At 59.2% G+C, this 12,203-nt stretch carries 17 protein-coding genes and 1 tRNA gene; 6 read left to right on the top strand and 12 right to left on the bottom strand.

The genetic code is table 11. The features are described from left to right. Window positions 1-94 precede the first annotated feature (94 nt). Both rpmA and GA829_RS06680 read right to left on the bottom strand, forming a co-directional pair. The gene (rpmA, locus tag GA829_RS06685; RefSeq protein ID WP_195177754.1) at window positions 95-364 is read right to left on the bottom strand and encodes a 50S ribosomal protein L27; all 270 of its coding nucleotides are present in this window, start codon (window positions 362-364) and stop codon (window positions 95-97) included. A 99-nt stretch (window positions 365-463) separates the two neighbouring features. Continuing rightward, a complete protein-coding gene (locus GA829_RS06680; protein ID WP_195177753.1) occupies window positions 464-1,129 on the bottom strand; it encodes a 50S ribosomal protein L21 in 666 nt (221 codons plus the stop codon). A 244-nt stretch (window positions 1,130-1,373) separates the two neighbouring features. Between GA829_RS06680 and GA829_RS06675 the strand changes: the two genes are divergently transcribed. Beyond that, on the top strand, window positions 1,374-2,546 hold the full coding sequence (locus GA829_RS06675; protein WP_195177752.1) for a serine hydrolase domain-containing protein: 1,173 nt from the start codon (window positions 1,374-1,376) through the stop codon (window positions 2,544-2,546). 104 nt (window positions 2,547-2,650) lie between these two features. Next, a tRNA-Ser gene (locus tag GA829_RS06670) sits at window positions 2,651-2,740 on the top strand. Window positions 2,741-2,815: 75 nt separating this feature from the next. Here GA829_RS06670 and GA829_RS06665 read toward each other — a convergent pair. Beyond that, window positions 2,816-2,980: a hypothetical protein gene (locus GA829_RS06665; protein WP_195177751.1), complete on the bottom strand. Its 165-nt coding sequence runs from the start codon at window positions 2,978-2,980 to the stop codon at window positions 2,816-2,818. Between the two features lie 303 nt (window positions 2,981-3,283). Beyond that, window positions 3,284-3,505 (bottom strand): hypothetical protein, encoded by a 222-nt coding sequence (locus GA829_RS06660; RefSeq protein WP_195177750.1) that lies wholly within the window; start codon window positions 3,503-3,505, stop codon window positions 3,284-3,286. 347 nt (window positions 3,506-3,852) lie between these two features. On the opposite strand from GA829_RS06660, the gene GA829_RS06655 reads away from it, so the two are divergent. The 3 genes from GA829_RS06655 to GA829_RS06645 are packed head-to-tail and all read left to right on the top strand — an operon-like array spanning window position 3,853 to window position 4,977. Continuing rightward, window positions 3,853-4,008, top strand: coding sequence for an XRE family transcriptional regulator (locus GA829_RS06655; protein WP_308462330.1), 156 nt, complete (start codon window positions 3,853-3,855; stop codon window positions 4,006-4,008). Between the two features lie 11 nt (window positions 4,009-4,019). Continuing rightward, window positions 4,020-4,484, top strand: a complete 465-nt coding sequence (locus GA829_RS06650) for a hypothetical protein (protein WP_195177748.1) — start codon at window positions 4,020-4,022, stop codon at window positions 4,482-4,484. Window positions 4,485-4,536: 52 nt separating this feature from the next. Further along, window positions 4,537-4,977, top strand: coding sequence for a Ros/MucR family transcriptional regulator (locus GA829_RS06645; RefSeq protein WP_258052192.1), 441 nt, complete (start codon window positions 4,537-4,539; stop codon window positions 4,975-4,977). A 265-nt stretch (window positions 4,978-5,242) separates the two neighbouring features. On the opposite strand, the gene GA829_RS06640 is transcribed toward GA829_RS06645, so the two are convergent. From GA829_RS06640 to GA829_RS06625, 4 genes are all read right to left on the bottom strand, one after another. Further along, window positions 5,243-5,482: a hypothetical protein gene (locus tag GA829_RS06640; protein WP_195177747.1), complete on the bottom strand. Its 240-nt coding sequence runs from the start codon at window positions 5,480-5,482 to the stop codon at window positions 5,243-5,245. Window positions 5,483-5,521: 39 nt separating this feature from the next. Continuing rightward, window positions 5,522-6,379 carry an ATP-dependent DNA ligase gene (locus GA829_RS06635; protein ID WP_195177746.1) on the bottom strand — a complete coding sequence of 286 codons (858 nt, stop codon included), beginning with the start codon at window positions 6,377-6,379 and terminating at the stop codon, window positions 5,522-5,524. Between the two features lie 333 nt (window positions 6,380-6,712). Then, a complete protein-coding gene (locus GA829_RS06630) occupies window positions 6,713-9,049 on the bottom strand; it encodes a phage tail tape measure protein (RefSeq protein ID WP_195177745.1) in 2,337 nt (778 codons plus the stop codon). Further along, complete coding sequence (locus GA829_RS06625; RefSeq protein WP_195177744.1) at window positions 9,046-9,306, bottom strand: hypothetical protein; 261 nt, start codon at window positions 9,304-9,306, stop codon at window positions 9,046-9,048. The genes GA829_RS06630 and GA829_RS06625 overlap by 4 nt, the downstream gene beginning before the upstream one ends. 98 nt (window positions 9,307-9,404) lie before the next feature. Between GA829_RS06625 and GA829_RS06620 the strand changes: the two genes are divergently transcribed. After that, the gene (locus GA829_RS06620) at window positions 9,405-10,016 is read left to right on the top strand and encodes a hypothetical protein (protein ID WP_195177743.1); all 612 of its coding nucleotides are present in this window, start codon (window positions 9,405-9,407) and stop codon (window positions 10,014-10,016) included. Between the two features lie 100 nt (window positions 10,017-10,116). Here the strand turns inward: GA829_RS06620 and GA829_RS06615 are convergent, their stop codons facing one another. From GA829_RS06615 to GA829_RS06600, 4 genes are read right to left on the bottom strand one after another with little or no spacing between them, the layout of a single operon-like run. After that, window positions 10,117-10,671, bottom strand: coding sequence for an HK97 family phage prohead protease (locus GA829_RS06615; RefSeq protein WP_195177742.1), 555 nt, complete (start codon window positions 10,669-10,671; stop codon window positions 10,117-10,119). Next, window positions 10,661-10,861, bottom strand: a complete 201-nt coding sequence (locus GA829_RS06610; protein ID WP_195177741.1) for a hypothetical protein — start codon at window positions 10,859-10,861, stop codon at window positions 10,661-10,663. Before GA829_RS06610 ends, GA829_RS06615 begins: the two co-directional genes overlap by 11 nt. Continuing rightward, complete coding sequence (locus GA829_RS06605; RefSeq protein WP_195177740.1) at window positions 10,858-11,478, bottom strand: hypothetical protein; 621 nt, start codon at window positions 11,476-11,478, stop codon at window positions 10,858-10,860. Before GA829_RS06605 ends, GA829_RS06610 begins: the two co-directional genes overlap by 4 nt. 2 nt (window positions 11,479-11,480) lie before the next feature. Beyond that, window positions 11,481-12,032 (bottom strand): hypothetical protein, encoded by a 552-nt coding sequence (locus GA829_RS06600; RefSeq protein WP_195177739.1) that lies wholly within the window; start codon window positions 12,030-12,032, stop codon window positions 11,481-11,483. Window positions 12,033-12,203: the final 171 nt, after the last annotated feature.

Here is a 12,203-nt window from a genome sequence, read left to right as displayed (position 1 = left end):
GGGGAGATGGAAACCCATCTCCCCTGATCCATTTCCTGGCTTGGCCAGACACCGGTTCCCGAGATGGGCTGCCGGTGTTCTGGTGCGGAACCGGCTACTCCGCTGCTTTGCTAATCGGGTTGACCGATACGTAGGTTCGGCCGTTGGCTTTTTTGTTGAAGGTGACTGCGCCGGATTCGAGCGCAAAAAGGGTGTGGTCCGTGCCCATGCCGACATTGACGCCGGGATGCCACGTGGTGCCGCGTTGACGAATGATGATGTTGCCCGGGATGACGGCTTCGCCGCCGAACTTCTTCACGCCCAGGCGCTTGGAATGCGAGTCGCGACCGTTGCGCGACGAGCCGCCAGCTTTCTTGTGTGCCATCTAACTAACTCCGTTGCGCCGCAAGGCGCCTAAAAGGCCTTATGAACGCGTTCGCGTTCCGTTTCAAGTCCGATTCCGGCGACTGTTTCGCCGGAAATCTTACTTCGCCAATTCCTTGGCCTGTTCGCGCCAGTCCTTGATCTGGTCGGCGCTGAACGGCATGTGCTCGTCGATCTTGGCCACATCCTTGTCGGACAGCTTGGCCAACTGGGCGAAGGTGATGATACCCTGCTCGGCGAGGTCCTTGGCTGCGACCGGGCCGATGCCCTTGATCACGGTCAGGTCGTCCGGCTCGCCCTTAGGCGCCTTGAACAGCGGCGCGGCGGCCGCATCAGCCGTCTTGGCCTTGGCTTCCTTCTTCGGCGCGGCTTCAGCAGCCACGTCGGTCGCGGCCTCTGCCTTGGCTTCCTTCTTCGGCGCCTTCACTGCTGCCGTCTTCGTCGGCTTTGCGCCAGCCAGCAGGATCTCGGCGATCCGCACGGTGGTCAAAAGCTGGCGATGGCCGATCTTGCGGCGCGAATTCTGCCGGCGGCGCTTCTTGAAAGCGATGACGGTGCGGTTCTTGCCCTGTTCGACGACTTCGGCGGTGACCAAAGCGCCTTCCACGAACGGCGCGCCGAACGTGACATTCTCGCCCTCGCCATGCGCGAGAACGTGGCCGATTTCGACGATATCGCCGACATTGGCTTCGACTTTTTCGATCTTCAGGAGATCGTTGGCGGCAACGCGATACTGCTTACCGCCCGTTTTAATGACTGCGAACATTTTTTGCCTTTCGCTGTTCGGTCGGCCTTTTCGGCCGTCTTTTTGTCAGTCTGCGGGACCAAAAAACAAGCGGCGCGGAAGAACCCTCCACGCCGATTGCGCGCTGTCCGTAACCGAAGGTTTGCCCAGAGTCAAGGCGAGGAGAAGTCAAGGCAACGAGGAGTCAAGACGGGGCAACGACCAGAACTGTTGCCGAGACTGTTATTGGCCGCCGCCAGCGGGCCGTGTCAATCTCGCGCCAGAAATGCGTTTCTGCCAGGAGGAGGCCAAGGTGCTCAACGGGTTGCGAAACTGCCTGAGCTTTGCGCTGATGGCCGGGCTTGCCGCAACGCCGGCGCTGGCAAATCCGAACACGGTCGCCGACAGCGTCGACGCGGCCGTGAAATCATGGATGACCACCTACAACATCGCCGACGCCGAGGTCGCGATCGCGCTGCACCAGAACCTCGTCGGCTCTTATGATCACGGCTGGAAGCCCACGGAGCGGCACCCGGTCGCGAGCCTCTCCAAGGCAATCACCGGCATGTGCATTGCCGGGATGGTCGACCACAAGCAACTGGCGCTCACCGATACGCTCGGCACGGTCCTTGCCGGCTACTTCCAGCGCAACGGCGGCGCCAATGAACCGAAGGACCCGCGCTTCAAGACGATCACCATCGACGAATTGCTGACGCATCGCGCCGGGCTGGAGAAAAACGCCTTCGACGACAAGAACGACCACTCGGTCGGCGCATCGTTCAAGACGGCAACGCAAGCCACGCTCGATTTCGATCCGGGCACGACGATCTCCTACAGCGACAGCGGCTACCTCATCCTCGGCTATGTCGCACAGCTGCTCGGCGGCCAGGCCTATGCCGCAACTTGCAGCAAGGTGTTCACCGAGATGGGCCTGGCCGCGCATGCCGGCATCATCGACGACACGCTGGTGGCGCGCGCCCCAAATGGCGGCTGGGATATCTCCGCCGAGGACTATGCGAGGTTCCTCTACGCTTTCGACAAGCAGTCCGGAGTGCTCGGCCCGGTGACGCGGCAATGGTTTGACGCCCTGCCGGGCAACGCGGGCTACGCCAAGGGAGGCGGCACGCCGCCAACGCAGGCGCCCTGCCCGCGCTTTTCCGGCAAGCCCAGCTACGGTTTTGGCGTCTGCATGAAACAAACGGCGCGCGGCGTGCAATATTACCACGACGGGCTGCTGCATCATCACATGCCCGACTACCCTAAGACCGGCGGCTCATTCTTCTTCGTCAACGAAGCCGGCTATGCCGCCGTGGTGATCTTTTCCGGCGAGAACGACGGCAAGACCTATGGCGCGCTGGAGAAATCGGTGATCGCCGCGATGACCGCCAAGGACGCCTATGGCATGCCGCTGGAGGCAAATTCGAAGGGCGGCATCACCAAGCCGAAACAGGTGCAATGACGTCCTTGCCGAAGAAGCCTGACAATCGGGTGGATTTGGCCTTGTAACCTGCCGGTTCAGCCGTTATCTAGTGCGCCGCGCCGGCAACGGCGGACCATGACCGCGGAGAGGTGGCAGAGTGGTCGAATGCACCGCACTCGAAATGCGGCATGGGTGCAAGCCCATCGGGGGTTCGAATCCCTCCCTCTCCGCCAGTCACATTGATTTCATTGAGTTTTTCGTAGGACTTTTCCGTTTGCCATAACGCGAAAAACGTCCGCCGAAGCGGGCTATCCCTCGGCCTTGAAGTCCTTGGCTTCCTCCTGGGCCTTCTCCTTGCCGTGCTCGGTCGCAAGGTCCTTCGCCTGCTTTGGCGAGACCTCGGTTTGCTCTGCGATGTTCAAAGCCTCCTTGTCGGAAAGCCGGACGTTTTTGCCACTGGATTTGGTAGCCATTGCGGGATTCTCCTGATTGTCAGGGATAATGGCTTAACGCGCGACCCGTTCCAAGAGCCCGCTCAATCGGGACTCCTCTTCCGCAAACTTGGAACCTACCGCCTGCGAGACGGTTGAGGCCGGTGACGGCGGAGCATTGGTTGTCCCTCAAACAATGTCGGGTCCGTACCCCTAATTCGCCGTCACGCTCGCAACAAAAAGCCCGCCCCATTTCCGGCAGCGGGCTGTGCGCTGCTAGCGGTTGGCGCCGCGAGCGCAAAAGGGGGTCGCCCCTATCGAAATGCAAACGATAGGGGCCGACCGTCATATGCGATTTACGGTAACGCTGACCAAGCGCACGCCATCCGCCACGACCTTGCCGAGAAACTCCCGCTTGCGGTTGGCGTAATTCTCAGCGGAAGCCTGAAGCGGCTGATCAAGGGTACGCACAACGCCGTCGCTAAAAATCGACGTAACGCGCCACAGCTTGGGCAGCGCGGAGAGTGCTTCAAGGCGTTCTGTCATGGTCAACGGGTGCGCGTTCATCAGCAGGGAATCAAGCGATACGTTCCGACCCACTCCTCGCCGTTCTTCTCTAGCCAGTGCACTAGCCATCGACCTTGATCATCGAACACAGCGCGCTTGGCTGTGCGGCCCTGTGTGCCGCACTCGCGGCACGTGCAGGGCTCTGTCTGGCGCTCGCCCAGTCCGGCGGCATTGACGCAAATCGTAGTGAATTTCTTACGCATGGTGTGGCTCCTTTGTTGCGTTTGGAAAATCAACCGAATATGTTGATACCCAAGACGCAAGCCTGCGTCAACAGAAAATGTTGATTAATGTCGCCAGCGCAATGTCGTGCCGCCCGATCCTTACTAGATTGGACCCAACCAAAATTGGCCGAACGCGCCAGTATTGGCTTATCAACCGTGGTCGATTTCGAGAGGAAACGTAGAACGGTATCTGGCGACGCCGTTGCCGCCATCCGCGCCGCCCTGGAGGCGGCTGGCGTCGAGTTCATCAACGGCACCGGCGTGAAGTTGCGGACGTGAAGCGGTATCGAGTGCCTTCCAAGCCCATCCTGATCCACAAACTCACGCCAGCCCAAATAGCGCTTGTCGACCGACTGACCGCATCCGAGAACGGCGTCACTATGGATGCGCTGGAGTACCGTGAGATCGTTGCATATCAGGAACTGCAGAGGCTCGGCATGGCCGACATGCAGATCGGCAAGCGACGCAAAGTCACCATCGTGCTAACCGATTTGGGGGCACAGGTCCGAGCTAGTGGCTATGTGTCGCGAAATCCGGTCGTGCGGCTAACCGAGCCGCAGATCGCGGCGCTTAGGTTCCTTGCTGGCGAGCGCCGGCATTACCGGGATATTCCTGCGCATATGATTGACGTATGTCGCCGCATGAGCCTGCGCGGTTGGGCGGCTTGGGAAGAGGATGTAGTTGGTCAGTTCTGGATTAGGATCACTATGGACGGGTGGAACATCCTGAAGCTGGCGGATGCCACATTGAATTAGACCCCTTCATTGAACTAAAACCCCTATTGATGCGACAATCAGGAGACCGCACTTGCTGAATGAAACCGACCTAATCGAACTGACCGCCGATATCGTCTCGGCCTATGTGAGCAACAATCCCGTGCCGGTTGGCGAACTGCCGAACCTGATTGCCAGTGTGAACGCCGCGCTGCATGGCGTAGGCCAGCCCGCAGTTGAACCGGCCGTGGATCTGGTTCCGGCCGTAAATCCGAAAAAGTCGGTGTTCCCCGATTACATAATTTGCTTGGAAGACGGCAAGAAATTCAAATCGCTTAAACGGCATCTCAGGACGGACTTCGGTCTCACGCCTGACGCCTATCGCGCCAAGTGGAGCCTGCCGCATGACTACCCGATGGTCGCTCCGAACTATTCGGCTTCCCGATCGGCGCTTGCGAAGGCGAGCGGGTTGGGTCGCAAGGCTGCGCCCGCAGCACCTGTGAAGAAGGTGGCGAAACGGAAGGCTAAGGCTTAACTACGGAGTACCACAAACAGCCAACAGCGCCCGGCTGGTCGGTGCAGTGCGTGCCGAGCGCATCGCCATTCACCGACAATGGATCTGCGGAATAAGGAGCGGTCCATTAGGTTCCGCTCAATAGGTTCCGCTGCGTCAGACACCATTCCGCGATCACACACCTTACCCCGCCTAGCGACTCAACTAAGGTCGTCATGCGGCGGACCTGTTGGACCGCTTGGCCGGCGCTATCCTCAGGCAACGCTCCCAAAGCGGCGCCGGCCAACTACCCGCCACCACTCATAGGCGCCCTGTGCGGCTCTTCATAACCGGCTGGCCGGTCGTTGAGCAGGTTCAAGGCTCCCCGCAGATGGCTATGAAGCGCATCGAGCGCATCGTAGTGCGCGCGGAACGGCAGCAAGGCGAGTTGCGCGGCCTGCATCTCGACCCGCAACTTGAACACAGCCCGATCGATCAGCGCGAGGTGGTATTCAGAAATACGTTCGTGTCTCTTAGTGCGTGCCATGCGCCATCATAGGAATATATTCCAGACGCGGTCAAGAGGTCACTCTTCCCGAAAATCCTGAAACGAAGCGTGCCGCAGTTCGTCCTCGCCGCGCAAGCTTTTTACACGCCCGATGATCGTGCCGGGCTTGACCCATTCCGTAGCTGGCCGCTTCATGCCTTTCGGCGCCGGCCCAGCATTGGCCTGGACGCGCTGCCACAACCGCTCACGGATCGCGCGGCTGGAGTTGATGAAGGCGGACCCAACATATTGACCGGTCTTGCGGTCGGCCATCAGCGCGAATGCCGGCTTGCCTGGCTCTCGCTCGACACCGAGCAGATCGTATTCCTCGACCGCGTAGCTTTTGATCTTCAACCAGTTCGTCGATCGGCCGCTGCGGTACTTGCTGTCGCGCCGCTTCGAAACCATGCCCTCGATACCAGCCTTGTCGACCAGTTCGAATATCGCCTTCGCCTCACCTGGCAACGCCTGGCTGAATTGGATGTGGCTGTCCGGTTGGATGATGCCTTCGAGAATTTCACGACGGTCCTCCAGACCCATGTCGCGCAGATCGTGGCCGTTGAGGTGGAGAAGATCGAAGGCGACGAAATAGAGGTCCTGCTGTCGGCGTGTAATCGCCTTGCGCAGTGCCGCGAAGTCCGACAGGCCTGCTTCATTTAGAACCACGATCTCTCCGTCGATGATGGCATTATCCAGGCCGAGGCGTTTGGCGGCGCCCGCAAGGTCGCGATATTTGGCCGTCCAGTCCAAACCGTTTCGGGTGAAGATGCGGACATCGTGGTCGAGAATGATCTGGGACCGGTAGCCGTCGAACTTGATTTCATGAATCCAGTCGTCACCCTCGGGAGGCTTCTCCACGAGCGTCGGCATCAACGGCTCGATAAACTTCAAACGCATTCACAGACCTCGCAAACCGCGACTCAATTAGCTTGCGCTGAAATGGTTCCCGAAACGGAAAACGCCCGCCACCTCTCGGCAGCGGGCGGAATTGTGGTGATTTATGTTGTCAGAGGCCGCCCTGTGGAATGCCCTGAGAATTGGCTGCAATCGCAGTTACGCTGGACAACCGATCCCGCTTTTCGAGCTTCGGCTTGATATAGATCTTCTTCATAATGTATCCCCTAGCTCTACCCTCAACCCCAAATTGCTGCATTTCGATCCGGTGTCAAGCGCATAGCAGCCGCACGGCGCAGCAAAAAGCCCGCCGGCCGAAGCCTGCGCTTCACTCGTCTATGTCATTCCCCTTATTTTAGCCTGCCGTAGGGCGGCCACAGTGCGCGGAACGGTATGTTTGTCGTACTCAGCCAAGGCGCGTTTGATCTCGTCCCCAACGCCTTGCTGTGCCCCGCGCGCGTCGATTGTGATGTTGTTGTTGACCGCGACGGTATCCCCACCACGCGAAGGCGCCTGTATGGCTGGCATCTGTGGTGCAGCGATCGAACCACCGCGCCGCAAAGCCTCAACGGCCGCTACGCCGCCATTGCGGCGGATGTCGTCTTGGCTAAAGACAACCTCGCCTTTGTGAACAATGCCGGCCTTCTGGTTCTTGCCGCCAGGGCCGGTATAGCCACCGTCTGCGTACAGGCCGCCCGTGCCAGCAGGCGCGGCAGGAAACACGTTGCTCGAGCCACCACCGCCAAAGATGGCGCCGAATATCCCGCCAAGACCACCACCGCCGCCACCCGCCGCCGAGTTGGCTTGCATGATCGAGTCGATTAGATCGTTCTCGATTTTCGAGATGATCTTGTCGAGCGCATGCGTCGCGATGTCCGCGAACGTTTTCCACGACAACTGGCCGGCCTCGAGCGAAGTGCGCAAGTCATCGAACACGCCTTGCAGCACGTCGCGCTGCAATTGCTGGGCGGCTTGTGCATTTTTTAATTGCTCAGCTTGTGCTGCATAGGCGGCAGAAACCTGATCGATCTTTGCGATTTGGTCCGGCGTTAATTGCGCATTTTGCCAATCGACGTCACCCTTCTTTCGGGCTTCTTCGCGGACCTGCTTTAGTGCGGTCTGCTCGAGTTGCAGAGATATTTTCCGCTTGGTTTGGGCTTCGTTGGAGAGGCCGAGTGTATTCATCTCCTCATTCAGCGCTGCCGTCCGGTCTTTGATCGACTGAAGGTCTCCGGCGAACTGGTCCATGGCGGTTTGGGCTGGTGCTTTGGATTTGTGGCCGCGCGACGCCTTGGCTGCCAGCTTGTCTTCGTAAGCGCCCTGATCCTCGCGGTTGGGTGCCTCACCGGGGATTGGAGCGCTGTCGGGCAGAAGCCCAACGGGGAGTTTCTGCCTTCCATTCGGGTTTGTGCCCTGGTTGGTAAAGTATTTGGAGCCCAGTGCGTCAAGCGCCGCATTAGTGGCTGCCGCGGCCTTCAGTATCTCCGCGAAACCGGCTTTAATGCCGGCGAAGTTTGGATTGGCTTGCTCCAGCGCCGCTAACGACTGAAGGATTGCGTCGATAGGCTCCTTACCGTCTCGGGCCTTGTCGAAGAGCGCCTGCAACTCTGCCTGGATCGGCTTTGAGTCTACGTTGGCGAGCTGTAGGGCAAAGGCGTTTACGGTGTCGGTTACCGCATCAACCGTATGCCCGAGGTTGGGCAGTGCCGCCTGCGTCTTTGCGGCTTCCGCGGCCATGTCGGCAAGGGCAGCGCGCGCAGACTCGAGCTTCGGATTGACCTCCGATATGGCGGCTATCTGGTCGATAAACGCCTTCACGTCGTGCGATTTCGCCAAGTCGGCGAGCGCCTGCTTGAACGGTTCGAATTGCGATTTTAAGACTGTCTCCAGCGGCCCTTGGCCACCACCGCCAGCACCGATCGTCTGATAAACGCTATCGAATATCCCCTTGATCTGACCGGTCAGCACGTCCTTCGCGTCCTGCAGATCCTTGGAGTTGGCAGCATTGACAGAACGCGCGGTCAGCGCCGCATATTTCTGTTGCTTGCCTGCCACCTGATCGTACGCGTCGCCAAGTAGCTTAATGTTCGCTTCGTGCGTCTTGAGGATGTCGTCAAGCGTGCGAAGACTGGTCCCGCCCAACGCCTCGTAAGCAACGAATGCTACGCCTGCCGCGCCAATCGCAGCAGTCACATAGGGGAACTTCGTAACCAAGCCGAGAATGGTCGTCCCAGCGGTGCTAAGCGCGCCTGTAAGGCCGCCAGGCTGCGAGGCAACGTACGAAAGGTGGCTAAACTGCGCGGTAAGCGCCTGCAACGGCGATGTGCCCAACGCCAATTGCTCAACCATGGAGCGGGCAGAGTGCTGCAGCGCCATCATTTGCGTTGCGCTACTGCCCGCGTGCCCGCCTGTGGTCTCCAGTTCCTTGCCGAAGCTCGCAAGCGCGCCCTTCCACTCTTTGACCTTGCCGGTGTATGGAATACCGATCATGTCATTAATTCGCCGCTGCACCGGCGTGAACGACTGATCGATGCCCTTGCTCATCGTCTCGAATTGGTTGGAAATCTTGCTAGTGATCTGGCCGATGTCCTGACCGAGTTGCGTCAACTGACGCTTCACGCTGGTGACGTCGGTGCTGACGCTGATTACAAGGTCGTCGCTGTTCGTTGTCATATGGCGACCTCCTCCGCTTTCATGCGGAGGAGCGCCGACCACGGCGCCTTGTTCGGCATGGTTCGGATAAGCGACATGACGCCGGCAAGAAGGCTGGCCGTTATGTACGGGTCGGAGAAGCCCAGGCCGCGAAGTGTGTCGATGTGGCCGGCCGTTGCGGTTGAGGCGATCGCGTTCTCGATTGCGTCTAGCAAGGCCTGATCTGGGTCGATTTTTGGCGCGCGGAGGCGCCGCGCGGTTGCGCGTGGTTTGGTCATGTTGTTGTGAATCCTGTGTGAAAAGGGCCGCACAAGGCGGAAAGATGCTTTATTGTGTCGGCGGACGGGTCTTCGCCCAATCGCTACTAGGGTCAGTCATGGAATCCGGGGATGAACAAAAACAGGCCTTCGGCAAAGGCCACGATCAGTTCTACGCATCGATTGGAATGCTTGTGGTTGCATGGGCTGAAGCTGAAAGCGCTATCGATGCCCTGATTGATGTTGCGTATGACCATTACAATGGCCACGCAATCGACGCCGAGCGTCCGCGAACCGCGTTAGCCCGAAAAATGAGCTTTTGCCGAAAATTCATCCGCTGTGTGTCTGAGACAGAAAAAATCGCTCAGTCCTATCTGGTGCATTTCGACCACCTCGGAACGGACGCCGATTACCGCCACGATGTCGTTCACAGCGCCTATCTCGAGATCCTAGAAGAACAGGGCAGAGCCTCGATAACCAGATTGATCAAGGCGTCGTCGCAAAAACCGATGCGTAAGACCGTGGAGATCGACTCCCAAACGATTGTTAAAATAGCGATTATGACTCAAAGGCGTGCGGTGCTCGTTTTCACGCTCGCAAACGATCTGCTGGAAATCGCGCTCGCACGAGGGCCAATAGCCGACGCGCGAACGCCGATGCTAACTCGTCGCTTTCCTCCCATTCGGAAAGCATACGAGCGACTTCGCGCACTACTGTGCCATCATCGATAGGTGGCGGCCTGGCCATGCCAAATTTCCTAATTTTGTGGATGCGAAACTTTCCTTTGGACGCCGGTCCCATGCCGAGACGGCCCAAGACGCCAGCCCGCCCCTACCCAATCCCCCGCAATTTCTGCTCCAGCGCCAACTTGAGCCGCAACCTCGTCGCCGATGCCCGGTAGGTCGCCAGGCTGCGCAAACCAATCGTGGTGTCATCATACGCGGGCGTCCCAACAGCCGAGATTTCTATAAGGTCAATGCGCTTCAGTGTTCGCAACGGAAGGCCTCCCGTGTCCTCCCAGTTTTCTTCCAGAACACGGAAGCCGAACGACATGCCCTTTATATCGCCCCGGCCGACGAGCCCCAAGAGCGTCGCGCCATCGGGGGTCGTCGGATCTGCATCTAGCGAAAAAAACAAGCCTTTCGCGTCTTCGCGCAGAACAAGAGTTCCCGACGACGTCCGGCCAAGAATCCGCGAACTATCGTGATGTAGCAGGGCAAGAACGTCCTGCGATTTGATCGACTGGCTGAAGGCGCCGGGAGCGATCCGCTCGCGGAATTCCCCCGCAATGACGGCTTCGGAATGAAAGATCGCAGCATGGCCTGAAACCGTTGTGCCCTGTGGGATATCGAGCGGCTTGGTCCGTATCTCAAGTTCAGATACCACGCTGCCTCGCAATATTTTCGAGACGCGCCTTGCGGTCGGCAAGAGTCAGAGGCTTGGTTTTGCCACGGCGCTTTATGGCCCTGGCCATCGCGATCGGATCTGCGATGGCAACAGGGAACGGCTTGCCGTCGAGTGTGACACGATGGTCAGCCTTGGCGGTGCGGGCGTCGGCCCGTTCAATCCTGCTCATGGCCGAAGTGCCTCCGGTACATCCGTTGATGCAACGAACCCGCCGCGAACTGCATCGCCAATGAAATGCGCCAGCTTCCCGTCGATGCTGGTGGCACTTATCGGGCCGAGCGCGGTCCAGGCGACGTTATGAACGTTTAGTTGGTCTTTTATATCTTCGAGCGCACGGCTGGCCTGATGGGCCGCCACAAGCGCCTCAGACAATGCCACCACGCGACGCTTGTATTCTGGGGCCACTTCCTTGACGATAATCGCCGAGGCCGCCCTTCGGGCCACCACGCGGCGTTCGCGCAGGATGTCCCGCGCCATTTTAATGTCCGCGAGTTCTCGATCGATCGCCTCAAACTTTGCGCGCATGGCAATAGAGGGAGCCTCTGGAGCGTCAGCTAGGCTCATGGTGCCATCGGCAACAGCCTCCATCCTGGAGCGGCGAGCGTCAGATTCGAAATTCTGCATGTTCGCGAACATGAGCGCGTTGCGATCCCGCTCAAGTTCATGCTGTCGATTCTCGAATTCTACGTCGCGGGCAGCCAACGTAACGCAATCTGACGACACCTCTTCGGGGCTACGAACTCGAAAGGTCGGCACGGCCGGCTTGGTCTTAGCGAAAATGGTCATGTTTAATCCTTGATGTTCAGATCGCGCACAGCGTCTACGAACGCGGCGCCAGAAATGGTGATTGATTTGCGGATGCGTGCATCGCCCCAATGGGCGGCAAGTTCGCCTGTCTGGCGGAACCGGGTGATGTCGCCATCCGGGAAGTGAATTGCGATTTCAGGCCATGTCGACACAACTTCGATCTTCAGTTTCGACACCGCAGACTGCAGGTCAGGATCGTCGCTCGCAGCCTTCCAGGCGAGCGTTTCCAGATAGCTGCGCGCCGTCACGGGAGGCAGACGAATTCCCTCCGGCATAACCGCGGTGTCGACGCCATGCGGCACGGTCTCGGCTAGACGATCCAGTGCCTCGACGGTTAGGTGCAGTTCCGTGTCAGCTGCGAGCGCTAGCAGTAGCGTCACGAAATCGGACGAGTCGATTTCCGGCGCTTTTCCGGGGGCACCAGATGGGAGCCTGGCGGTTTCTTGTAAGCGCCTGGCCACGGTCTTGCCGCGCGATACCGGGAAGCCGAGGCGGCGCCCGATTACGAGCAGCGCTTCGTTGAGCGTTGTCATTGTTCAATCTTTCAATTTTGGGAGTTGCAAGAGTTAGGGTTGAGAAAGGGGTGACGCGCGGCCTCGGGCAGCGAGAACCGCGCGTCTATTGTCGGCGCTGCCCGACACGCCATCACCTGCGACGAGCGCGGCGATGGAACTGGAATAGGTGCCGCCACGGCTGGCGACGTG

The sequence above is a fragment of the Mesorhizobium sp. INR15 genome (genome assembly GCF_015500075.1).
In the GTDB taxonomy this organism is placed as follows: domain Bacteria; phylum Pseudomonadota; class Alphaproteobacteria; order Rhizobiales; family Rhizobiaceae; genus Mesorhizobium.
Note: the sequence above shows the minus strand (reverse complement) of the source record. Positions and strands in the feature narration are given on the sequence as shown.

Coding starts and splice junctions, on each gene's coding strand:
- rpmA (WP_195177754.1), bottom strand. CDS start 364: ATGGCACACAAGAAAGCTGGCGGCTCGTCGCGCAACGGTCGCGACTCG.
- GA829_RS06680 (WP_195177753.1), bottom strand. CDS start 1,129: ATGTTCGCAGTCATTAAAACGGGCGGTAAGCAGTATCGCGTTGCCGCC.
- GA829_RS06675 (WP_195177752.1), top strand. CDS start 1,374: ATGCGTTTCTGCCAGGAGGAGGCCAAGGTGCTCAACGGGTTGCGAAAC.
- GA829_RS06665 (WP_195177751.1), bottom strand. CDS start 2,980: ATGGCTACCAAATCCAGTGGCAAAAACGTCCGGCTTTCCGACAAGGAG.
- GA829_RS06660 (WP_195177750.1), bottom strand. CDS start 3,505: ATGAACGCGCACCCGTTGACCATGACAGAACGCCTTGAAGCACTCTCC.
- GA829_RS06640 (WP_195177747.1), bottom strand. CDS start 5,482: ATGGCACGCACTAAGAGACACGAACGTATTTCTGAATACCACCTCGCG.
- GA829_RS06635 (WP_195177746.1), bottom strand. CDS start 6,379: ATGCGTTTGAAGTTTATCGAGCCGTTGATGCCGACGCTCGTGGAGAAG.
- GA829_RS06630 (WP_195177745.1), bottom strand. CDS start 9,049: ATGACAACGAACAGCGACGACCTTGTAATCAGCGTCAGCACCGACGTC.
- GA829_RS06625 (WP_195177744.1), bottom strand. CDS start 9,306: ATGACCAAACCACGCGCAACCGCGCGGCGCCTCCGCGCGCCAAAAATC.
- GA829_RS06620 (WP_195177743.1), top strand. CDS start 9,405: ATGGAATCCGGGGATGAACAAAAACAGGCCTTCGGCAAAGGCCACGAT.
- GA829_RS06610 (WP_195177741.1), bottom strand. CDS start 10,861: ATGAGCAGGATTGAACGGGCCGACGCCCGCACCGCCAAGGCTGACCAT.
- GA829_RS06605 (WP_195177740.1), bottom strand. CDS start 11,478: ATGACCATTTTCGCTAAGACCAAGCCGGCCGTGCCGACCTTTCGAGTT.
- GA829_RS06600 (WP_195177739.1), bottom strand. CDS start 12,032: ATGACAACGCTCAACGAAGCGCTGCTCGTAATCGGGCGCCGCCTCGGC.